Consider the following 22,005-nt stretch of genomic DNA (forward strand, 5'->3'; position numbering starts at 1 on the left):
GGTCAGCTCTCGCCGCCCGCGTTCCCGCTCGTGCCGGCGTTCACGTTGAACAGGTCGTACTTCGCGATCGCCTGGCCCACGAGGGAGCGGTCCACGGCGCCCTGGTCGGCGAGGGCCTGCAGGGCGCGGACGACGATCGACGGGCCGTCGATCTTGAAGTAGCGGCGTGCCGCGGCGCGGGTGTCGGAGAAGCCGAAGTCGTCGGCGCCGAGCGTGTAGTACGGCTGCGGCACCCACGGGCGGATCTGATCCTGCACGGCGTGCATGAAGTCGCTGACGCCGATGACCGGGCCCTCGGCACCCCGCAGCTTCTCGGTGAGGTACGCGGTGCGCGGCTCCTCGTCCGGGTGCAGGAAGTTGTGCTCGTCGGCGGCGAGGCCGTCGCGGCGCAGCTCGGTCCACGAGGTGACCGACCACACGTCGGCGACGACGCCCCAGTCGTTCTTCAGCAGCTCCTGCGCCTCCAGCGCCCACGGCACGCCGACGCCCGAGGCGAACAGCTGCGTGCGCGGGCCGTCGCCCTCGCCCTGCGCGATGCGGTGGATGCCGCGGACGATGCCGTCCACGTCGACGCCCTCCGGCTCGGCCGGCTGCACCAGCGGCTCGTTGTAGACGGTGATGTAGTACATCACGTTCGGGTCCTCGTGCTGCCCGCCGTACATGCGGTCCAGGCCCGAACGCACGATGTGGGCGATCTCGTAGCCGAAGGCCGGGTCGTACGAGATCGTGGCGGGGTTGGTGGCGGAGAGCAGGTGCGAGTGGCCGTCGGCGTGCTGCAGGCCCTCGCCGGTGAGCGTGGTGCGGCCGGCGGTGGCGCCGATGATGAAGCCGCGGGCCATCTGGTCGGCGGCCGCCCACTGCGCGTCGCCGGTGCGCTGGAAGCCGAACATCGAGTAGAAGATGTAGATCGGGATCAGCGGCTCACCGTGGGTGGCGTACGAGGTGCCCGCCGCGGTGAACGCCGCCACGGCGCCCGCCTCGTTGATGCCGACGTGCACGATCTGGCCCTGAGGGCTCTCCTTGTAGGCCAGCAGCAGCTCGCGGTCCACCGACGTGTAGTGCTGCCCGTTCGGGTTGTAGATCTTCGCGGTCGGGAAGTACGCGTCCATGCCGAAGGTGCGCGCCTCGTCCGGGATGATCGGGACGATGCGGTGGCCGAAGTCCTTCGCGCGCAGCAGGTCCTTCAGCAGGCGGACGAACGCCATCGTGGTGGCGACCTCCTGGGTGCCCGAGCCCTTCTTCGGCAGGGCGTACGCGCTGTCGTCCGGCAGGGAGATCGGCACGTGCGTGGAGCGCCGCTCGGGCAGGAAGCCGCCGAGCGCGCGGCGGCGCTCGAGCATGTACTGGATGGTCTCGTCCTGCGGGCCGGGGTTGTAGTACGGCGGCAGGTACGGGTTCTCCTCGAGCTGCGCATCCGTGATCGGGATGTGCATGGTGTCGCGGAAGGTCTTCAGGTTCTCCAGCGTCATCTTCTTCATCTGGTGGGTCGCGTTGCGGCCCTCGAAGTGCGGCCCGAGACCGTAGCCCTTGACGGTCTTGGCGAGGATGACGGTGGGCTGGCCCTTGTGCTCGACGGCCGCCTTGAACGCCGCGTACACCTTGCGGTAGTCGTGGCCGCCGCGGCGCAGGTGCCAGATCTGGTCGTCGGTGTAGTCCTTGACCAGGGCGGCGGCGCGCTCGTCCTTGCCGAAGAAGTGCTCGCGCACGTAGGCGCCGGACTCGGCCTTGTAGGTCTGGTAGTCGCCGTCTGGCGTGGAGTTCATGATGTTCAGCAGCGCGCCCTCGGTGTCGCGGGCGAGAAGGTCGTCCCACTCGCGACCCCAGACGACCTTGATCACGTTCCAGCCGGCGCCCCGGAAGAACGACTCCAGCTCCTGGATGACCTTGCCGTTGCCGCGCACCGGCCCGTCCAGGCGCTGCAGGTTGCAGTTGATCACGAAGGTGAGGTTGTCCAGGCCCTCGTTCGCCGCGAGCTGCAGCTGGCCGCGGCTCTCCACCTCGTCCATCTCGCCGTCGCCGAGGAACGCCCAGACGTGCTGGTCGGAGGTGTCCTTGATGCCGCGGTTCTCCAGGTACCGGTTCGACATCGCCTGGTAGATGGCGTTGATCGGGCCGAGACCCATCGACACGGTGGGGAACTGCCAGTAGTCCGGCATCTGCCGCGGGTGCGGGTAGGACGGGATGCCGAACGGGGCCTGCGACTGCTGCTGCCGGAAGCCGTCGAGGTGCTGCTCGGTGAGCCGGCCCTCGAGGAAGGAGCGGGCGTAGATGCCCGGGGAGGCGTGGCCCTGGATGAAGATCTGGTCACCGCCGCCGGGGTGGTCGGCGCCGCGGAAGAAGTGGTTGAAGCCGACCTCGTACAGCGAGGCGGACGAGGCATAGGTGGAGATGTGGCCGCCGACGCCGATGCCGGGGCGCTGCGCGCGGTGCACCGTGATCGCGGCGTTCCAGCGGATCCAGGCGCGGTAGCGGCGCTCGATCTCCTCGTCGCCGGGGAACTCCGGCTCGTTCTCCGGGGCGATCGTGTTGATGTAGTCCGTGGTGGGGACCATCGGCACGCCCAGGTGCAGCTCCTTGGAGCGCTTGAGCAGGCTCAGCATGATCTCGCGGCCACGACCGTGGCCCTTCGCGTCGACGAGCTCGTCGAGCGACTGCTGCCACTCGCTGGTCTCCTCCGGGTCGCTGTCGAGGGGGCCCTGGGAGTACGGATCCTGGTCGTGGACGGTCACGGGGGAGCCTTTCGTCATGCTGGCAGGTCGTGCCAAGGAAACGGGATGCGACGCGGGGAGCCTTGTCGGCTCGGCACAACACGCGCTGTGCTCAGCCTAACCCCCTTCGCCGCGGGAGGACAGAACCGGCGTCGCTACACTGGACCGGTCAGGGCCTTTAGCTCAGCTGGTAGAGCAACGGTTTTACACACCGTAGGTCGTCGGTTCGACCCCGGCAGGGCCCACCGTCACATCTCCTCGTGCACCGCCGGGTCGGCGTCGAACAGGCGCCCGTCGGGGCGGCCCAGGGCAGTGATGGCCGCCACCTCGGCATCCTCGAGCGTCACCGACGCGGCCTCGAGGTTCGCCCGCTGATGCTCGATCGAGGAGGCCTTCGGGATCGACACCGTTCCGCGCGCGACGTGCCAGGCGATGACGGCCTGCGCGGGGGTGATGCCGTGCACCCGCGCGACCTCCACGATCACCGGCTCCTGCAGCAGCTCCTTCGCGCGGCCCAGCGGGCTCCACGCCACGGTGAGGATGCCGCGCTCGGCGTGCAGCGCCAGCGCCTCCTCCTGCGGGAAGTACGGGTGCACCTCGATCTGGTTCGCCACCGGCCGCACGCCGGTCTCCGCCTCGATGCGGTCCAGATGCTCGGGGAGGAAGTTGGACACGCCGACCTGGCGCACCACGCCGCGGCGCTGCGCCTCCACGAGCGCCGCCCACGCCTCGGGGTACAGGCCGACGCTCGGGTTCGGCCAGTGGATCAGGTGCAGGTCGGTGGCGTCCAGGCCCAGGCGGTAGCGGCTCTCCTCGATGCTCCAGCGCGCCTTGTCGGCGGCGTGGTGGCGGCCGGGGAGCTTCGTGGTCACGATGATCTCGTCGCGGTCGACCCCGGCGTCACGCACGCCCCGGCCCACGGCGCCCTCGTTCTCGTAGTTGAAGGCGGTGTCGACCAGACGGTACCCGGCCTCGATGCCGGCCGTCACGGCGGCGGCGCCGGCCTCGCCGTTGAGGCGATACGTGCCCAGCCCGACGGCGGGCAGGGCGAAGCCGTTGTGCGCGGTGAAGGCGGGAATGTCGCTCATGCGTGCTCCTCGAGTGTCGTCACGGCAGCTGCGGAGGGCGTCTGCCCGGTCCTCGGACAGCCTACGTCGCGGCCCGCCGGCGGTCCTGCCACGATGGGAGGATGCCGCACCGCCCGGACCCCGCCGACCGCTGCCCCTGCACGAGCGGGGACTCCTTCGGCGCCTGCTGCGGGCCGGTGATCGCCTCCGGCGTCGCTCCCACCGCGGAGCGGCTGATGCGGTCGCGGTTCACCGCCTTCGCGATCGGCGACGCCGACCACATCCTCGCGTCCTGGCATCCGTCCACCCGCCCTGCGGAGCTGGAGCCCGACCCGGGCATCCGCTGGACCCGCCTGGACGTGCTCGGCACCGCCGCGGGCGGGCCGTTCGACAGCGAGGGAGTGGTGACGTTCGAGGCCTTCTACCGGCACGACGGCGAGCGCGGTTCGATGCGCGAGCGCAGCCGCTTCCGGCGCGACGGCGGGCGCTGGTACTACCTCGACGGGGCAGTGGGTAGGTTGGAGACGTGAACGCCAGTCCCGAACACCAGCGCGTCCTTCTCGAGATCGCCGAACTCGACCGTCGCATCCAGCAGGCGGAGCGGGCGCGCACCAGGCCCGAGCACGCCGCCCGCATCACCGAGCTGGCCGGGATCCGGCAGGAGCAGCTGCGCGAGCTCACCGCGCTCACCGGCCTGCTCGAGGACGCCCGCGCGGAACTGAAGCGCCTGGAGTCCGACGTCACCCTCGCCGAGCAGCGGCGCGACCGGGACGCCGAGCGCCTGGCATCCGCGAGCGATCCGAAGCAGGCGCAGGCGCTCGAGCACGAGATCGAGAGCCTGGGACGGCGGCTGAGCGCGCTCGCGGACGCGGAGCTCGAGGTGATGGGGCGCGTCGAGGATGCGGAGGCCGCCGTGAACGCGCAGCAGGCACTCATCGACGCCACGAACGCCGAGGGCTCCGAGCTCACCCGGAAGGCGAAGGAGGCCGTCGCCGCCGCCACCGCCGAGGGGGAGCGGCTGACCCGCGACCGCGCCGCCGTGGCAGGCACCATCCCGCCCGCGCTGCTGGCCGAGTACGAGCGGCGCGCCGCCCGCGGCGTCGGCGCCGGGCTGCTGCGTCGCGGCGTGTGCGAGGGATGCCGGATGGTGCTCTCCGGCACCGATCTGACGGCCGTGCGCCGCGCGGCACCGGACGAGCTGGCCTCCTGCCCGGAATGCGGAGCCATCCTGGTCCGCACCGAGGAGTCCGGTCTGTGAACCCCCTCGTCGATGTCCGCCCCCGGTGCTAGACCCGACGGTGTGAAGCACCCCGCGCCGCCCGTCGTGGTCGTCGGGCGCCACCCGGAAGGCGGCTGGCTCGCCGCGGGCGTCGACGAGGAGGGCGCCGCGGCCGATCCGGTGCACATCCCGGATCAGCATCTGGCGGCGTGGATCGCGGATGTCGAGGCCGCCGTCTCCCCGCGGTGGACGGTCCGCAGCCTGCGCACGTTCTATCCGCCGCTGCTGGCGGCCGGCGTCCGGCTGCGGAGGGCGCACGATCTGCTGCTGTGCCACGCGATCCTGCGGGACACGTCCTCCCTCGACGAGCCGCTGCCGGCGTCCACCGCGTGGCTCCGGGAGGATCCGATGCCCGGCGCCGACGACCGTCCCGCGCTGTTCGAGCTCACCGTCCGCGACCGCCGCGGCGACGAGGAGTTCGCGGAGATCCTCGCCGAGTGGCGGCGGCAGGAGGAGGCGCTCGCCCGCGCGCGCGACGGTCGGCTGGCGCTGCTGTGCCGCGCCGAGTCGACCGGGGCCCTGGTCGCCGAGGAGATGACGGCGGCGGGTCTGCCGTGGGATCGCGACGTGCACGAGCGCATCCTCGTCGAGGAGCTCGGTCCCCGGCCCCTGCGCGGCGGGCGGCCGGGGGCGATGGCCCGGCTGGCGGCGGAGATCGGGGAGCACCTCGGAGACCCGGCCGTGAACCCCGACAGCCCGCCGCGGCTGCTGCGGGCGCTGCACCGCGCGGGAGTGCTCGTCGAGTCGACCGCGCGCTGGGAGCTGGCGCGCAGCGACCATCCCGTGGTGCCGCCGCTGCTGCGGTACAAGAAGCTCGCCCGCCTGTTCACGGCCAACGGCTGGGGCTGGCTGGATGAATGGGTGGTGGACGGGCGCTTCCGCCCCGTCTACCTCACCGGCGGGGTGGTGACCGGGCGGTGGGCGTCCGCGGGCGGTGGGGCGCTGCAGATCCCGCGGCGGCTGCGGGCCGCGGTGCGCGCCGACGACGGCTGGATGCTGGTCCGCGCGGACGTCGCGCAGCTGGAGCCGCGGGTGCTCGCGGCGATGTCCAGGGACCGGGCGATGGCGGATGCCGGGCGCGGCTCGGATCTGTATGACGGCGTGGTCCGCTCCGGCGCGGTGGCGACCCGGGAGGAGGCGAAGTACGCGGTGCTCGGCGCCATGTACGGCGCCACGACGGGGGAGAGCGGGCGGCTGGTGCCGCGGCTGCGTGCGGTCTTCCCGCGTGCGATGGGCCTGGTCGACGAGGCCGCGCGCGTCGGCGAGGACGGCGGCGTGGTCAGTACGCTGCTCGGCCGCACCTCCCCGCGTCCGGATGCCGGGTGGCGCACGGCGCAGTCGCTCGCGAGCGGTCCGGACGCGGGCGGGGCCGAGGAGTCCCGCGCGCGCAGCCGGGCGCGCGACCGCGGACGGTTCACCCGCAACTACGTGGTGCAGGGCACCGCGGCGGAGTGGGCCCTGCTGTGGCTGGCGGAGATCCGGCACCGGCTGCTCGCGCTGCCCCCGGCATCCGTCCCCGCCCCGGCATCCGGCCCCGTGTTCGCCGCGCGCGCCCACCTCGCCTTCTTCCTGCACGACGAGGTCATCGTGCACACGCCGGCCGAGCACGCCGAGGCCGCGGCCGCGGCGGTGCGGGACGCGGCCGCGGCGGCGACCGCCCGGCTGTTCCCCGGCGTGGAGATCGACATCCCGCTCGACCTGCGCATCAGCCGGGACGCGGGCAAGGACCCGTAGACTGGAAGGGCGAGCAGGTCGGTCGGACGGTCGCGTTGCGGGAGACCGCACCGAGGAACGTCCGGGCTCCACAGGGCAGGGCGGTGGGTAACACCCACCCGGAGTGATCCGCGAGACAGTGCCACAGAGAGCAGACCGCCTCTTCCGGTCCCTGAGCTTGTCGAAGGGTCCGGCGGGGTAAGGGTGAAAGGGTGGTGTAAGAGACCACCGGGGGTCATGGCGACATGACCCGCCAGGTAAACCTCGCCCGGAGCAAGGCCAGACAGAGGATGATGACGCGGCCCGCCGAGTCCTCGGGTAGGCCGCTGGAGCGGCACGGCAACGTGTCGCCGAGAGAGATGACCGTCGAAGGGGCTCGTCCCCGGAACAGAACCCGGCGTACAGACCGGCCCGCTCGCCCCTCTGCAACACGCCGAAACGCAACACGCCGAAACGCAGCAAGCCCGATACGCAGGAAGCCCCGGCCGCCGTCACGGCGCCGGGGCTTCCTGCGATCCGGGTCGAGCCGGTTCCTCGGTGCTCAGCCGTTCGCCGCGAGCGAGGCCGCGCCGATGATGCCGGAAGCGTTGCGGTGGATCGCCGCAACGATCGGCGTGTTCAAGTCGAGCAGCGGCAGGAACTTCTCCGGGTGCTTGGACACCCCGCCGCCGACGACGAACAGGTCGGGGGAGAACAGGAACTCGACGTGCTTGAAGAACACCTGCAGACGCGACGACCACGCCTCCCACGACAGGTTCTCCCGCTCCATCGCCGAGTAGGCGGTCCAGCGCTCGATGGACTCGCCCTCGTACAGCAGGTGGCCCAGCTCGGTGTTCGGGATCAGCACGCCGTTGTACAGGAACGCCGACCCGATGCCGGTGCCGAGGGTGGCCATGATGGTCAGACCCTGGGCATCGCGGGCGGCGCCGTGGCGGACCTCGGCGACGCCGGCGGCATCCGCGTCGTTGACGAACGTGATGTCGCGGCCGAGCCCGTCCTCGAAGAACTTCTCGGCCTCGAAGCCGATCCAGTCCTTGGAGATGTTCGCGGCGGACAGCGTCCGGCCGTTCTTGACGATCGCCGGGAACGCGACGCCGAGGGGAAGCCGCGAGTCGGCGACGCCGAGCGTCTCGAGCACCTGGCGCACCGTGCTGAGCACGTCCGCCGGGGCCGCGCCCGCCGGGGTGGGGACCCGGATGCGCTCGGAGTCGAGCGTGCCGTGGGTGAGGTTGACGATTCCCGCTTTGATGCCCGTGCCGCCGATGTCGACGCCGATTGCCTGTGCCATGGCGAATAGCCTAGCGATGGTCGCGCTCCGGTCTAGGATCGTGACAGATCTCGATGAAGGGGACGGAAATGCCCGACGGCGACGACAAGTACTGGTTCAACCTGAGCACCCGCGAGGTCGAGTACGGCATGCTCTCGCCCGCGGTCGACCGCGTCGGTCCCTTCGACACCCGTGAAGAGGCCGAACACGCGCCCGAGAAGCTCGAGGAGCGCTCCCGCGCCTGGGCCGAGGAGGAGGCCGCCGAGGACGCGTGGGGCTCGAACCGCACGGGCTCCGGTCCGGACGCCGACTCCGGTTCCGGCGCCGAGAGCTGAGCGATGGACAAGCAGCGCGATTTCGTGCTCCGCACGATCGAGGAGCGCGGCGTCAAGTTCGTGCGCCTGTGGTTCACCGACGTCATCGGCACGCTGAAATCCGTGGCGATCGCCCCGGCCGAGGTCGAGGGCGCCTTCGCGGAGGGCATCGGCTTCGACGGCTCCGCCATCGAGGGCCTCACGCGCAGCTTCGAGTCGGACCTGCTCGCGCAGCCCGACCCGACCACGTTCCAGATCCTGCCGTGGCGGGGTGAGATCGACCCCACCGCGCGCATGTTCTGCGACCTGACCACGCCGGACGGCCGCCCGGCGGTCTCCGACCCGCGGCACGTGCTGCGCCGCACCCTGGCGAAGGCCGCGGATGCCGGGTTCACCTTCTACACGCATCCGGAGATCGAGTTCTACCTGCTGAAGTCGTCCTCATTCGGGCCGGAGGGCCCGGTGCCGGTCGACTCGGCGGGCTACTTCGACAACGTCCCCGGCGGCACGGCGCACGACTTCCGGCGCCGCTCGGTGCGGATGCTGGAGGACCTGGGCATCTCCGTCGAGTACAGCCACCACGAGGGCGGCCCGGGCCAGAACGAGATCGACCTGCGTTACGCGGACGCGCTCACCACGGCCGACAACATCATGACGTTCCGCACCGTGATCAAGGAGGTCGCGATCGAGCAGGGCGTGTACGCGACGTTCATGCCCAAGCCGCTCACCGACCATCCCGGCAGCGGCATGCACACGCACATGTCGTTGTTCGAGGGCGACACCAACGCGTTCTACGAGGCGGGTGCGGAGTACCAGCTGTCCCTGATCGGGCGGCAGTTCATCGCCGGCCTGCTGCGGCACGCGAACGAGATCGCCGCGGTCACGAACCAGTTCGTGAACTCGTACAAGCGGCTGTGGGGCGGGGACGAGGCCCCGAGCTTCGTGACCTGGGGACACAACAACCGGTCGGCCCTGGTGCGCGTGCCGATGTACAAGCCGAACAAGGGGCAGTCCACCCGGGTCGAGTACCGGGCGCTGGATTCCGCCGCGAACCCGTACCTGGCGTTCGCGCTCATGCTCGCCGCCGGGCTGAAGGGCATCGAGAAGGGCTACGAGCTGCCGCCGGAGGCGGAGAACAACGTGTGGTCGCTGAGCGACTCCGAGCGCCGCGCCCTCGGGTACGCCCCGCTGCCGGCCAGCCTGGACCACGCGCTGGAGTACATGGAGGAGTCCGAGCTGGTCGCCGAGACGCTGGGCGAGCAGGTGTTCAACTACGTCCTGCTCAACAAGCGCAAGGAGTGGGAGGCCTACCGGGGTCAGGTGACGCCGTTCGAGCTCAAGAGCAACCTCGAGCTGCTCTGACGTTCCGGCGATGAACCGATCGTGATGGCCCGCCCCGACGCGTCCGTCTCGCTGTCGGCGCTCGCACGGCTCGGGTTCGTCGAGCTGTCGCCCGCCTCGGCGCGCCTCGAGGAGCTGTCCGCGCTGACCGGCGTCGACCGGGCGGACCTCGTCGACGGGCTCTCCGCCGCCGACCCGGACGGCGCTCTGGACGGACTGCTGCGGGTCGCCCGCCGCGACTACGCGCGGGTCGCGGCGCTCCTCGGCGACGAGGAGCTGCGGCCGGCGACGTGGCGGCTGTTCGGCGCCTCCGCCGGGCTCGCACGGTTCTTCGAGCGGCATCCGTCGCAGCTGCAGGCGGATGCGGTGAGCCGCACCGCCCTGCCGGACGCCGCCGAGCTGCGCGAGCGGATGCTGGCCGCTGTGGGCGCGACCGATGGCTTCGCCACGGCCGCCTCCCCGGCGGTCGCGCTGCGCGTGTGCTACCGGCGCTGCCTGGCCGAGATCGCCGCGGCCGACCTGGCATCCGCGGACCCGGTGGCGGCGATCCCCGCCGTGTCCGCCTGCCTGGCGGATGCCGCCGCCGCGGCCCTCGACGCCGCCCTCGCGGTCGCCCGGGCCGAACTGGGCGGCGGGGATCCGGCATCCGTCGCCGCACGCGAGGTCGCGGCGACCCGGCTCGCGATCATCGGCATGGGCAAGGCGGGCGCCCGGGAGCTCAACTACGTCAGCGACGTCGACGTGATCTTCGTGGCCGGCACCGCGGACGAGGAGCTGCTGCCGGAGCCGCGGGCGATCGACATCGCCACCCGCCTCGCCCGCGGCACGATGCGCGTGCTCTCCGGCGTGGAGACCGAGCCTCCGCTGTGGGAGGTGGACGCTGCCCTGCGCCCCGAGGGCAAGCAGGGCGCGCTGGTGCGCTCCCTCGCCGCGCACCTGGCGTACTACGACCGCTGGGCGAAGAGCTGGGAGTTCCAGGCGCTGCTGAAGGCCCGCGCGATCGCGGGGGACGCGGAGCTGGGCGCCGCGTACATCGATGCGCTGCAGCCGAAGGTGTTCTCCAGCGCGGCCCGCGAGGACTTCGTCGGCAGCGTGCAGCGGATGCGGGAGCGGGTCACCGAGCACATCCCGCCGGACGACGTGCCGTACCAGCTCAAGCTCGGACCGGGCGGGCTGCGCGACATCGAGTTCACGGTGCAGCTGCTGCAGCTGGTGCACGGGCTCACCGACGCGACGCTGCGCACCCGGGGGACGCTGGAGTCGCTGGACGCGCTCGTCGCGGGCGGCTACATCGGACGCGCCGAGGCGGCCTCGTTCGCGCGGGACTACTGCGTGCTGCGGCTGCTGGAGCACCGGCTGCAGCTGGCGGACCTGCAGCGCACGCATCTGATGCCGCGCGCCGAGCACGCGCTGCGGTCGCTGGCGCGTGCGACCGGCCTCGCCGACACCGGCGACGGGGTGCAGCGGGTCTGGGAGGGCGTGCGGCGCGAGGTGCGCGACCTGCACACCCGGCTGTTCTACCGTCCGCTGCTGAGCGCCGTCGCCTCGCTGCCCGAGGAGGAGCGCGAGCTGTCCCCGGAGCAGGCCGGCGACCGTCTCGCCGCGATCGGGTTCCGCGACCCCGCGGGCGCGCTGCGCCACATCGCCGCGCTCACCTCGGGGCTGAGCCGCAAGGCCACCATCCAGCGGCACCTGATGCCGGTGATGCTGCGCTGGTTCGCGGACGGCACCGACCCGGACTACGGCCTGCTCGCGTTCCGGCGGATCAGCGAGCGCCTCGGCGACACCCCGTGGTTCCTGCGGATGCTGCGCGATTCGTCCGGCGCCGCGGAGCGGCTGACGACGCTGCTGACCGCGTCGCGCTACGTCGGCGAGCTGATGGAGTGGATCCCGGAGTCCGTGGCCTGGCTGGACGGCACGGATGCCCTGCAGCCGCGCGGCCAGGCGGCGCTGGACGAGGAGGCCCGCGCGATCCAGACCCGCCACGACCGGGCCAAGGACGCGTTCCGGGCGGTGCGGGCGCTGCGCCGCCGCGAGCTGCTGCGCACGGCGATGGGCGCGGTGCTCGACGTGCTCGACATCGACCAGGTCGCGCAGGCGCTCACCGACATCACGGATGCCACGATCCAGGCGGCGCTGCGGGCGGTGCGGCGCGAGGTGGTGCCGCCCGAGGACGACGCCCTGGACTTCTCGATCATCGCGATGGGCCGTTTCGGCGGCGGCGAGCTCGGGTTCGGGTCGGATGCCGACGTGCTGTTCGTCTACGAACCGAACGGGGTGGACCCGCATCGGGCGCAGCAGCTGTCCAGCCGGATCGTCGCCGGTCTGCGGGAGCAGCTCGACGATCACCGGGTGCCGCTCGAGCTCGACGCGGACCTGCGCCCCGAGGGCCGCAACGGTCCGATCGTGCGCACCCTGGACGCGTATGCGCAGTACTACCGGCGCTGGTCGCTGTCCTGGGAGTCGCAGGCGCTGCTGCGCGCCCGCGGCGTGGCCGGCAGCGGCAAGCTCATCGCCCGGTTCCTCGAGCTCGCGGACGGCGTCCGGTATCCGGCGGAGATCGCGGTGCAGGACGTGCGGGAGATCAAGCGGATCAAGGCGCGGGTCGAGGGGGAGCGTCTGCCGCAGGGCGCGGATCCGCGCCGGCATCTCAAGCTCGGCCCTGGCACCCTCAGCGACGTGGAGTGGATGGTGCAGATCCTGCAGCTGCAGCACGCGCACCGCATCCCGGCGCTGCGCACCACGTCCACGCTGCGGGCGCTGCAGGTGGCGGCGGAGGAGGGGCTGATCCCGGCGGATGCCGCGGCGCTGCTGCGCGAGGCGTGGGTGCTGTCCAGCCGGCTGCGCTCGGCGATGACGCTGCTGACCGGGCAGACCAGGGACGTGCTGCCGGCCGATCTGCGGGAGCTGGACGGGGTGGGGCGGATCCTCGGCTACCCCGACCGCTCGGGGGCGGTGGTCGAGGAGGACTACCTCCGGGTCACACGGCGGGCGCGGCGGGTGTTCGAGCAGCTGTTCTACGGATGAAGGGGGATTCGGCGAGGATGGGACACATGGCAGAGACGACGGAGGCGCGGCGTTCCGCCGCGGTGATCTGGAACCCCTCGAAGGTGGACGAGGACGAGTTGCGGACCGCGGTCGACGCGGCGCTCGGCGAGGACGTGCTGTGGCTGGAGACCAGCGAGGAGGACCCGGGCCGCGGGATGGCTGAGCAGGCCATCGCGGAGGGCCGGGATCTGCTCATCGCGGTCGGCGGGGACGGCACGGTCCGCGCGGTGGCGGAGGCCGTCGCCGGCACGGAGGCCGCGCTCGGGATCGTGCCGCGGGGCACCGGGAACCTGCTCGCCCGCAATCTCGGCATCCCGCTCGGCGACATCCCCGCGGCGCTGGCGCGGATCAGCGCGGGGGAGGAGCGTCCGCTCGACCTGGGCTGGGTGACGCTGGGCGAGGATGCCGAGGAGCAGGCGTTCGCGGTCATGATCGGCTTCGGGCTGGACGCGCAGATGCTCGCGGAGACCGACGACGACCTGAAGGCGAAGGCCGGGTGGCTGGCGTACGTGCAGGCCCTGGGCCGGGCGGCCGCGGCGACCGAGCTGGTCGGCGCGCAGATCGCGCTGGACGACGAGGAGCCGGAGGCGACCAGCATCCACACCATGCTGATCGGCAACTGCGGCACCATCCAGGGCGGCATCACGCTGCTGCCGGATGCGAAGCCCGACGACGGCCGGCTGGACGTCCTCCTGGTCAGCGCCGACGACGTGGCCGGCTGGATCGACACGGCGCGGTCGGTGCTGTGGGACAACGGCCTGAAGCGCCTACTGCAGCGGTCCGTCGATGTCAGCGCCGTGAGCACGGATTCCGCGACGCACGCGTCGGCGGAGCGCATCCGGGTGAAGCTGCTGGAGCCGCAGCCGTTCGAGATCGACGGCGAGGAGGCCGGCGAGGTGTCCGAGTTCAGCGTGCGTGTGCAGAAGGGCGCGTTGCGCGTGCTCTGAGCCCGGTCAGGGCGTGGAGAGTGGGGTGGGGTGTGACGCCCCAGACACCCGAAAGCCCGCCCCGGCAGGTGACCGGGACGGGCTTTCGCGAAGGGGTCAGACCCCGTAGTACAGCTCGTACTCGTACGGGTGCGGACGCTGCGCCATCGGCAGGATCTCCTTCTCGTACTTGTACTCGATCCAGGTGTCGATGAGCTCCTTGGTGAACACGCCGCCCTCGAGGAGGAAGTCGTGGTCGTTGCGGAGCGCCTCGAGCGAGTCCAGCAGCGAGTTCGGCACCTGCGGGATGTTCTTGGCCTCCTCCGGCGGGAGCTCGTAGAGGTCCTTGTCGATCGGCTCCATCGGCTCGATGCGGTTCTTGATGCCGTCCAGGCCCGCCATCATCTGGGCCGCGAAGGCGAGGTACGGGTTGCCCGACGCGTCCGGCACGCGGAACTCGATGCGCTTGGCCTTCGGGTTCGAGCCGGTGAGCGGGATGCGGATCGCGGCCGAGCGGTTGCCGGCGGAGTAGGCCAGGTTCACCGGCGCCTCGAAGTGCTTCACCAGGCGGTGGTAGCTGTTCAGGGTCGGGTTGGTGAAGGCCAGGACGGCGTGCGCGTGCTTGAGCAGGCCGCCGATGTACCAGCGCGCGGTGTCGCTGAGCTGGCCGTAGCCGGTCTCGTCGAAGAACAGCGGCTTGCCGTCGAGCCACAGCGACTGGTGGGTGTGCATGCCCGAGCCGTTGTCGCCGAACAGCGGCTTCGGCATGAAGGTCGCCGTCTTGCCCCACTCCTGGGCGGTGTTCTTGACGATGTACTTGAACTTCAGCACGTCGTCGGCCGCGCGCACCATGGTGTCGAAGCGGTAGTTGATCTCCGCCTGACCCGCGGTGCCCACCTCGTGGTGCGAGCGCTCGACGATGAGGCCGGCGTCGGCGAGCTTGAGGACGATGTCGTCGCGCAGGTCGGCCTGCTTGTCGACCGGGGAGACGGGGAAGTAGCCGCCCTTGAACGGGGTCTTGTTGCCGAGGTTCCCGCCCTCCTCCTTGCGACCCGAGTTCCAGGCGGCCTCGTCCGAGTCCACGGCGTAGAAGCTCTTGCCGGCGGTGACCTCGTAGCGCACCTCGTCGAAGATGTAGAACTCCGCCTCGGGTGCGAAGTACGCGGTGTCGGCGATGCCGGTGGAGGCGAGGTACTTCTCCGCCTTCTTGGCGACCTGGCGCGGGTCCTTCGAGTAGATCTCGCCGGTGCGCGGGTTGTAGATGTCGAAGACCATGATCAGCGTCTTCTCGGCCCGGAACGGGTCGAGGTAGGCCGTGGTGACGTCCGGGATGAGCTGCATGTCGGACTCGTGGATGCTGGCGAAGCCGCGGATCGAGGAGCCGTCGAACAGCTGGCCGTCACGGAAGAAGTCCTCGTCGACCGCCGAAGCGGGGATGTTGAAGTGCTGCTGAACACCGGGGAGGTCGGTGAAGCGGATGTCGAGGAACTTGACGTCCTGCTCCTTGATGTACTGGAGCACCTCTGCGGGATCTGTGAACATGAACGACTCCTGGATCGGGTACTGGTCGATTGCAACCTTACGCAGGCTATGGCCGACCCGTTTCCCGACCGTGTCCGTCGTGTTTCGGGGATGTTACAGCGGCTGGGTAGGCTGAGACGGTGACGGATGCCGTGAACGCGTACCCCGGGGAGCGCCTCGGATTGCCGGAGAGCGGGCCGCGCAGCATCGCCCGGATCGGCCGCCGCGTCGGCGCCCTGCTGATCGACTACACGGCCGCGACGATCATCGCGATCGGCTTCCTCGGCTACGACCCGCTCGCGCTGCCGCACGAGGCGGGCTGGCGGCAGTTCGCGCCCATGCTCGTCTTCGCCCTGCTGCAGATCCTGTTCATCCCGACCGCGGGCGGCAGCCCCGGGCACCGCATCCTCGGGATGCGGGTGGTGCGCATGGGCGGGGGCTGGGTGGGCCTGTGGCGTCCGGTGGTGCGCACGCTGCTGCTCGTGTTCGTCATCCCCGCCGTGATCTGGGATGCCGATCAGCGCGGCCTGCACGACAAGGCGGCCAGCACGGTGCTGATCCGCTCCTGAAACGGGACGCTTCGACAGGCTCAGCGTCCGCGGGGGACAGGCTCGGCGTCCGCGGGGGACGGGCTCATTCCCTGCCGCGGTTGCGGCGGCGCGTCTCACGCGGCGCGCGGCCGCCGAGGAAGGACCGGGCCGGGTCGACGACGAAGCCCTGGCGCAGCGCCTCGCGCCCGATCAGCATCCGGAATCCCATCTCGTCACGGTTGCTGAGCGTGACCTCCGCGAGCACCTCGCGGTCGACGAGTCGCAGCATCAGCTGCACCACGATCCGCTCCTGCGCATGCCCGGACGAGCTGCGCACGGCGCGACGATCGTGCACCGGGAGCTCGGCGACGACGGCATCCGCCTGGCTGTTCTGCCACGGCCGCACCGTGAACCGCACCCACTCCTCCTCCTCGCGCTCGAACTCGTGCACGTCGTAGGCGTGCAGCGAGGAGGTGCGGGCGCCGGTGTCGATCTTCGCCTTGATCCAGTCGATGCCGAGGTCGGGCAGCGCGACCCACTCGCGCCACCCCGTCAGCGTGTTTGAATGAGAGGACCGACCCACCCCTACATCCTGGCAGGAAACCCTCTGTGAAGATCGCCGTCCTCTCACGGGCACCGCAGTCCTACTCCACGCAGCGTCTCCGGGCGGCCGCACTGCAGCGGGGTCACACCGTGAAGGTGCTGAACACCCTGCGCTTCGCGATCGATCTGTCGGCGGACGTGCCGGACCTGTTCTACCGAGGCAGGCAGCTCAGCGACTACGACGCGATCCTGCCCCGGATCGGCAACTCGATCACCTACTTCGGCACGGCCGTGGTGCGTCAGTTCGAGCAGATGGACGTGTACACCCCGAACACGGCGAACGGCATCTCCAGCGCCCGCGACAAGCTGCGGGCGAACCAGATCCTCTCCCGGCACAACATCTCCATGCCGCCGACCGCGTTCGTGCGCAACCGCGCAGACGTGCGCCCCGCGATCGAGCGGGTCGGCGGCGCTCCGGTCGTGATCAAGCTGCTGGAAGGCACCCAGGGGATCGGCGTGATCCTCGCCCCGCAGGTGAAGGTGGCCGAGGCCATCATCGAGACGCTGCACTCCACCAAGCAGAACGTGCTGATCCAGAAGTTCATCGCCGAGAGCCGCGGCCGCGACATCCGCGCCCTCGTCGTCGGCGACCGCGTGGTCGCCGCGATGCGCCGCGTTGCCGATGGCGACGAGTTCCGCTCGAACGTGCACCGCGGCGGCCGGGTGGAGCCGGTCACCCTCGACCCGCAGTACGAGCAGACCGCGGTCCGCTCCGCGCAGATCATGGGACTGCGGGTCGCCGGCGTCGACATGCTGGAGGGCGAGGACGGCCCCCTGGTGATGGAGGTGAACTCCTCCCCGGGACTGCAGGGCATCGAGGCGGCGACGAACCTCGACGTCGCCGGCGCGATCATCGACTACATCGCCGCGCAGGTGGCCTTCCCCGAGATCGACATCCGCCAGCGTCTCTCCGTCTCCACCGGCTACGGCGTCGCCGAGCTGGTGATGCACGCCGGTGCGGAGCAGGTTGGCAAGAAGCTCGGCGACCTGGGGCTGTGGGACCGCGACATCACCGTCCTCACCCTGCACCGCGGGGTGAGCGTCATCCCGAACCCGCGCAAGCACGTGGTGCTCGAGCCCGAGGACCGGCTGCTGTGCTTCGGCAAGCTCGAGGAGATGCGCTCGATGATCCCCGAGCGCAAGCGCCGCCGCGCCAAGGTGCGGCGCCTGCCGAAGGAGCCGCTCGGCGACTGAACGGGCGCCTCGAGCGACCGCCAGGACGACGAAGGCCTCCTGCCCTCTGCGGGGCGGGAGGCCTTCCTCGTCGCGGATGCTCAGCGCGGACGCTGCGCCCTGACCTTGGTCGGGTCGATGCCCTTCGGGATCGGCAGCGACGACAACGACTGCGACACCGACTCGAGACGGCGGATGACGGCGGCCATCGTGGCCTTGTCGATCGCCTTGGGCAGCTTCTTGATGGTCTTCGCGAGGTCCGCGATCGCGACGTCGTCCTCGCCGTGTCCGACGTAGAGCACGGTCACCGGCACGCCGTGCGCGACCCGCTGGGCCTTGGTGCGCTCCTCGTTGACCAGACGCGTCAAGCGGCCCCGGGCGCCCTCGCCGACGATGACGATGCCGCCGCGGCCGACGACGCGGTAGACGGCCTCCTGGGTCTTCGGGTTGATGCCGACCGGGGTGTCCGCGGCCTGCCAGCTGCGGCCGAGGCCGGTGCTGAGCACGTGACCGCTCGCGCCGGGCATCCCGTCGATCTTGGCGTACATGGCCTTGGTGGACAGCCGCGTCATCAGGATCATGGCGCCGAGCAGACCGAGCATGAGGCCGGTGATGCCCCAGAGCAGCAGCGCGTACCACTGCGCGTGCCCGAGCAGGAGCCCGATGATGAGCCCGATCAGGACGCCGCCGACGAGGATCGCGAGCTGCGCCCAGGGCAGCCAGCCGTAGACCTCGCGCGTGAACCGGAACAGGGACCGGATCTGCGAGAAGAAGCCGGGACGCTTCTCAGGTTCGGGAGCACGCTTTGCCATGGGTACCAGCCTACCGAGTCGGCGGTGCTCCGGCCGTCCTGCACAGGAGCGCGGATGCCCCGATCTGTGCACAGCGACCGGTGCATCGCGCACCGGCACCGGCCCGCATGCGCTCTGATGGGGGCATGGACGACGCAGCGGCGGCTCTCGTACCCGGGGCGCACCGGGTCATCCGGCAGGTGGACGACGCCGAGTCTGCCTTCGCCGGCGTGCTGGTGGCCGACGGCGGACGGGTGCGCGTGCGGATGCCGGCGGAGCGGACGCCCGCGCCGCTGTGGCGCTTCGCCGGCAGTGAGCACATTGCGGGCGTGACCGACGTCGTCCGCCGGGGCGACGGGCTTGATGTCCTGCTGCCGTGGTGTGCGGAGCGGGTGGACGTGTTCCTGGGGCGCCGCGCGGCGGCCGAGGAGCCGCTCGCGACCGGCGAGGCGGTCACGCTCGTCGGCAGCCTGCTGCGCGGGATCGGGGAGGCCGGGGACGAGCCGTTCACGGGGGCGTGGTGGCTGGACGGCGACGCCCGCCCGCTGTTCGTCCCTGGGGCGGGGGAGGCGCTGATCCCCGCCGTGCGGGCGCTCGTCGCCCGGGTGCGCGCACGATGCACGGACAGAGCGCTGGAGCGCCTGCTGGCCGAGGTGGAGCGGATGCCGGACGGCGCGCGCGCTGTCCGTCGCCGGCTGGACGGCTGGGAGGACGCTCTCACCGAGCTCGCGGCTCCGAAGCCGCTGCGGCGCGAGGTCGTCGCCGCGGGGGAGGTCGGCGCGGGAGATGTCGGCGAGGTGGCGATCGCGGTCCGCGGCGACCGAGCGACCGCCCGCGACACTCGCACGACGGTGGCCCGCGGCGTTCTCCCGGCGGCGGCCTCTGCCGCGCACGCGGCGGCGGTGCCGTGGGCGTCCGCGACCGCGGATCCCGAGGCGGGGACGGACGCCGTGCGCCGTCGGGCGGGTGCAGGGCGGACCGTGCCCTCGGCGGTCATCGGTCGTGCCGCGCCCCCGGCGGGCACGAGGGTGCCGCTCCTCCGGGCGCCCCTCGGGGCGATCCTCAGATGGCGGACGGCACCCTCGGAACGGGCGCGGCGGGTGACCGCCGAGCCGGGCACGCATCCACCCGGTGTGCGTGCCGCGGTCGGCTCCCGGCTGACGGAGCTCCGGATGCGAGGCCGCGGCGGGCGCGCCCGGATGAGAACGTCGGTGATGGCGCCCGGCGAGCAGGCCGCGCGGACGCCGGGAAGGGTCGGGCGCCGGCCTCTTCTCGTGGGTGCAGCGGCGGCCGTCGCGGTGCTCGCTGCGGGCATCCTCTGGCCGGCGGTGCCGGGGGAGACGCGAGCCGATGAGCGGCTTCCGGCCTCGGCCACCGCGCAGGCGCCGGGGTCGCGCGGCAACGGCGACGCGGACCCGGCTGCGGCGGGCGCGGGCGGCGTGCTGACGCGCGACACTCGGCCCGAGGCCACCGATTCCGGCGCCGGGGACGGCGCATCCGGAGCGTGCGCCGCACCGGGAGACTGCGCCGCCGGCGATGAGGCGGGCGCCTCCGCCGCGCCCGCCGACCTGGTGCGGACCGGGCAGACGCTTCTCGCCGGGATCGCCCGCTGCCGGGCGGAAGGGGACGCGGAGTGCGCCGAGGCGATCGCACCGGGCGCCGCGCCCGCCGTGCAGGAGAACCTCGCGGCCGGTCCGGCGTCCGCGGTGGAGCTCGTCGAGGACTACGGGGACGTCGCTGTGCTGCGTGTCAGCGGCGACGGGACGGGGCCGCAGATCGTCGTCCTCGCCCGCGCAGACGGAAGATGGCTGGTCCGCGACGTCTACGACATCGCGGACCAGCCATCAGGGCCGGGCTAGCTGCTCAGATGCCCAGCTGCGCGGCGAAGTCGGCCGCCTCCAGGCGGGCCTTGACCGCGCCCAGGAAGCGCGCGGCGTCCGCGCCGTCGATCGTGCGGTGGTCGTACGACAGCGCCAGGTACACGTACGAACGGATCGCGATCGCGTCCACGCCGTCGACGGTCACCACACCGGGACGCTTGAACACCGTGCCGGTGCCGAGGATCGCGGACTGCGGCAGGAACACCAGCGGTGTGTCGAACAGCGCGCCGCGCGACCCGGTGTTGGTCACGGTGAACGTGCCGCCGGCCAGCTCGTCCGGCTTCAGCTTGTTGTCACGGGTGCGGGCCGCGAGGTCCGCGATCTCGTGTGCGAGCTGCGCCAGGTTCTTGGTGGCCGCATCGCGGACCACCGGGGTGAGCAGCCCGCGCTCGGTGTCGACCGCGATCGAGATGTTCTCGGTGTCGGGGTAGACGATCTTGTCGCCGTCGACCGTCGAGTTGATGATCGGGAACGCCTGCAGGGCCTCCGCGGCGGCCAGCGTGAAGAACGGCAGGAAGGAGAGCTTGTCGCCGGTCTTCTGCTGGAACTCGCCCTTCACCCGGTCGCGGTAGGCGGCGAGCTTGGTGACGTCGACCTCGACGAACGTCGTCAGCTGCGCCGTCTGCTGCATGGAGGCGACCGCACGCTCGGCGACCACCTTGCGCAGGCGCGACATCGGCTGCGTGGTACCGCGCAGGGGCGAGACCTCGAGCGGCTTCGGCGCGGGGGCGGCGGAGGGTGCGGATGCCTGTCCCTTCGCCTCGGCGGCCTTCAAGACATCCTCCTTGCGGATGCGGCCGCCGACGCCGGTGCCCTTCACGGATGCCAGGTCGACGCCCTGCTGCGCGGCGAGGCGCCGCACCAGCGGGGTCACGTACAGCGTGTCGCCCTCGGCCGCGGCGGGCTCCGCGGCCGCGGCAGGCTGCGCCGGGGCGGCGGCCGGTGCCGCGGGCTGGGCGGGAGCGGCGGCAGGGGCCGCCGGCTGGGCGGGAGCGGCGGCAGGTGCCGCGGGCTGGGCGGGGGCTGCCGGGGCGGGTGCCGCGGGCTGCGCCGCCGGAGCCTCCTGTGCCGGAGCCGGCTGGGCCGGCGCCTGCGGAGCGGGCTGGGCCGGAGCCTCCTGGGCGGGTGCGGCGGGAGCGCCCGAGCCGATGCGGGCCAGCACGGCGCCGACGGCGACGGTCTCGTCCTCGGCGGCGACGATCTCCTGCAGCACGCCGGCGACCGGTGACGGGATCTCGGTGTCGACCTTGTCGGTCGAGATCTCCAGCAGCGCCTCGTCCACGGCGACCTCGTCGCCGACCTGCTTCAGCCAGCGGGTGACGGTGCCCTCGGTGACGCTCTCGCCGAGCTCCGGGAGGACGACGTCGGTCGCATCGCCCGAGGAAGCGGCCGGTGCGGCCTGCCCGGGTGCGGCCTGCTCGGGAGCCTCCTGCGCGGCCGGCGCCGACGTGGCGGCGGGCGCCTCGGCCGGTGCGGCCTCGGCGGGAGCGGCCTCGGCCTGCGGGGTCTCGGCGGCGGGGGCCTGGCCGGACGGCGCGGCACCGCTGCCGTCGCCGATGCGCGCCAGGAGCGCCCCGACCTCGACCGTCTCGTCCTCCGCGACGAGGATCTCCTCGATCACGCCGCTCACGGGCGAGGGGATCTCGGTATCGACCTTGTCGGTCGAGATCTCGAGCAGGCCCTCGTCCGCCTGAACGGTGTCGCCGACCTGCTTCAGCCAGCGGGTGACCGTACCCTCTGTGACGCTCTCACCGAGAGCGGGGAGGACCACGGGTGTGCTCATGACGGAGTCTCCTTTGAAATCTGTGACGCCTTCAGCTTAGTGACCTGGACGTCCATTGTTG

General features: G+C 71.9%; 17 protein-coding genes, 1 tRNA gene and 1 other RNA gene. 12 read left to right on the forward strand and 7 right to left on the reverse strand.

Features of this window, described 5'->3' with window-relative positions:
* Positions 1-2: 2 nt before the first annotated feature.
* Positions 3-2,729, reverse strand: coding sequence for a pyruvate dehydrogenase (acetyl-transferring), homodimeric type (gene aceE / locus JSY13_RS06005; RefSeq protein WP_259608097.1), 2,727 nt, complete (start codon positions 2,727-2,729; stop codon positions 3-5).
* Between the two features lie 151 nt (positions 2,730-2,880).
* Here aceE and JSY13_RS06010 point away from each other — a divergent pair.
* A tRNA-Val gene (locus JSY13_RS06010) sits at positions 2,881-2,953 on the forward strand.
* A gap of 3 nt (positions 2,954-2,956) precedes the next feature.
* Here JSY13_RS06010 and JSY13_RS06015 read toward each other — a convergent pair.
* Positions 2,957-3,796: an aldo/keto reductase gene (locus JSY13_RS06015; RefSeq protein WP_259608099.1), complete on the reverse strand. Its 840-nt coding sequence runs from the start codon at positions 3,794-3,796 to the stop codon at positions 2,957-2,959.
* 101 nt (positions 3,797-3,897) lie between these two features.
* On the opposite strand from JSY13_RS06015, the gene JSY13_RS06020 reads away from it, so the two are divergent.
* The 4 genes from JSY13_RS06020 (at position 3,898) to rnpB (ending at position 7,185) form a co-directional block, all read left to right on the forward strand.
* Positions 3,898-4,305, forward strand: coding sequence for a YchJ family protein (locus JSY13_RS06020; RefSeq protein ID WP_259608100.1), 408 nt, complete (start codon positions 3,898-3,900; stop codon positions 4,303-4,305).
* Positions 4,302-5,033 (forward strand): zinc ribbon domain-containing protein, encoded by a 732-nt coding sequence (locus tag JSY13_RS06025; RefSeq protein ID WP_259608101.1) that lies wholly within the window; start codon positions 4,302-4,304, stop codon positions 5,031-5,033. Before JSY13_RS06020 ends, JSY13_RS06025 begins: the two co-directional genes overlap by 4 nt.
* A gap of 42 nt (positions 5,034-5,075) precedes the next feature.
* Positions 5,076-6,788, forward strand: coding sequence for a bifunctional 3'-5' exonuclease/DNA polymerase (locus JSY13_RS06030; protein ID WP_432806443.1), 1,713 nt, complete (start codon positions 5,076-5,078; stop codon positions 6,786-6,788).
* A gap of 14 nt (positions 6,789-6,802) precedes the next feature.
* An RNA gene (gene rnpB, locus JSY13_RS06035) (RNase P RNA component class A) lies at positions 6,803-7,185 on the forward strand.
* A gap of 123 nt (positions 7,186-7,308) precedes the next feature.
* Here the strand turns inward: rnpB and ppgK are convergent.
* Positions 7,309-8,055, reverse strand: a complete 747-nt coding sequence (gene ppgK, locus JSY13_RS06040) for a polyphosphate--glucose phosphotransferase (protein WP_259608103.1) — start codon at positions 8,053-8,055, stop codon at positions 7,309-7,311.
* Between the two features lie 68 nt (positions 8,056-8,123).
* Between ppgK and JSY13_RS06045 the strand changes: the two genes are divergently transcribed.
* From JSY13_RS06045 to JSY13_RS06060, 4 genes are read left to right on the forward strand one after another with little or no spacing between them, the layout of a single operon-like run.
* A complete protein-coding gene (locus tag JSY13_RS06045; RefSeq protein WP_259608104.1) occupies positions 8,124-8,369 on the forward strand; it encodes an SPOR domain-containing protein in 246 nt (81 codons plus the stop codon).
* A 3-nt stretch (positions 8,370-8,372) separates the two neighbouring features.
* On the forward strand, positions 8,373-9,710 hold the full coding sequence (locus JSY13_RS06050; RefSeq protein WP_259608105.1) for a glutamine synthetase family protein: 1,338 nt from the start codon (positions 8,373-8,375) through the stop codon (positions 9,708-9,710).
* Positions 9,711-9,734: 24 nt separating this feature from the next.
* Entirely contained in the window at positions 9,735-12,716 is a 2,982-nt protein-coding gene (locus tag JSY13_RS06055; RefSeq protein ID WP_259608141.1) for a bifunctional [glutamine synthetase] adenylyltransferase/[glutamine synthetase]-adenylyl-L-tyrosine phosphorylase, read from the forward strand.
* A 26-nt stretch (positions 12,717-12,742) separates the two neighbouring features.
* Complete coding sequence (locus JSY13_RS06060; protein WP_259608107.1) at positions 12,743-13,684, forward strand: diacylglycerol/lipid kinase family protein; 942 nt, start codon at positions 12,743-12,745, stop codon at positions 13,682-13,684.
* A gap of 96 nt (positions 13,685-13,780) precedes the next feature.
* On the opposite strand, the gene glnA is transcribed toward JSY13_RS06060, so the two are convergent.
* The gene (gene glnA, locus JSY13_RS06065; RefSeq protein WP_259608108.1) at positions 13,781-15,205 is read right to left on the reverse strand and encodes a type I glutamate--ammonia ligase; all 1,425 of its coding nucleotides are present in this window, start codon (positions 15,203-15,205) and stop codon (positions 13,781-13,783) included.
* Between the two features lie 119 nt (positions 15,206-15,324).
* Between glnA and JSY13_RS06070 the strand changes: the two genes are divergently transcribed.
* On the forward strand, positions 15,325-15,753 hold the full coding sequence (locus JSY13_RS06070; protein ID WP_259608109.1) for an RDD family protein: 429 nt from the start codon (positions 15,325-15,327) through the stop codon (positions 15,751-15,753).
* A 64-nt stretch (positions 15,754-15,817) separates the two neighbouring features.
* Here JSY13_RS06070 and JSY13_RS06075 read toward each other — a convergent pair whose 3' ends face one another.
* Positions 15,818-16,297, reverse strand: a complete 480-nt coding sequence (locus JSY13_RS06075) for an ATP-dependent zinc protease family protein (protein WP_259608110.1) — start codon at positions 16,295-16,297, stop codon at positions 15,818-15,820.
* A 26-nt stretch (positions 16,298-16,323) separates the two neighbouring features.
* Here JSY13_RS06075 and JSY13_RS06080 point away from each other — a divergent pair, with 26 nt between their 5' ends.
* Positions 16,324-17,511 (forward strand): RimK family alpha-L-glutamate ligase, encoded by a 1,188-nt coding sequence (locus JSY13_RS06080; RefSeq protein WP_259608111.1) that lies wholly within the window; start codon positions 16,324-16,326, stop codon positions 17,509-17,511.
* A gap of 80 nt (positions 17,512-17,591) precedes the next feature.
* Here JSY13_RS06080 and JSY13_RS06085 read toward each other — a convergent pair whose 3' ends face one another.
* The gene (locus JSY13_RS06085) at positions 17,592-18,302 is read right to left on the reverse strand and encodes a DUF4191 domain-containing protein (RefSeq protein WP_259608112.1); all 711 of its coding nucleotides are present in this window, start codon (positions 18,300-18,302) and stop codon (positions 17,592-17,594) included.
* A 125-nt stretch (positions 18,303-18,427) separates the two neighbouring features.
* Between JSY13_RS06085 and JSY13_RS06090 the strand changes: the two genes are divergently transcribed.
* Positions 18,428-20,140, forward strand: a complete 1,713-nt coding sequence (locus tag JSY13_RS06090; RefSeq protein ID WP_259608113.1) for a hypothetical protein — start codon at positions 18,428-18,430, stop codon at positions 20,138-20,140.
* Between the two features lie 4 nt (positions 20,141-20,144).
* Here JSY13_RS06090 and sucB read toward each other — a convergent pair whose 3' ends face one another.
* Positions 20,145-21,944 (reverse strand): 2-oxoglutarate dehydrogenase, E2 component, dihydrolipoamide succinyltransferase, encoded by a 1,800-nt coding sequence (gene sucB / locus JSY13_RS06095; RefSeq protein WP_259608114.1) that lies wholly within the window; start codon positions 21,942-21,944, stop codon positions 20,145-20,147.
* Between the last annotated feature and the right edge of the window lie 61 nt (positions 21,945-22,005).

This window comes from Microbacterium neungamense, from assembly GCF_024971095.1.
Lineage (GTDB): Bacteria > Actinomycetota > Actinomycetes > Actinomycetales > Microbacteriaceae > Microbacterium > Microbacterium neungamense.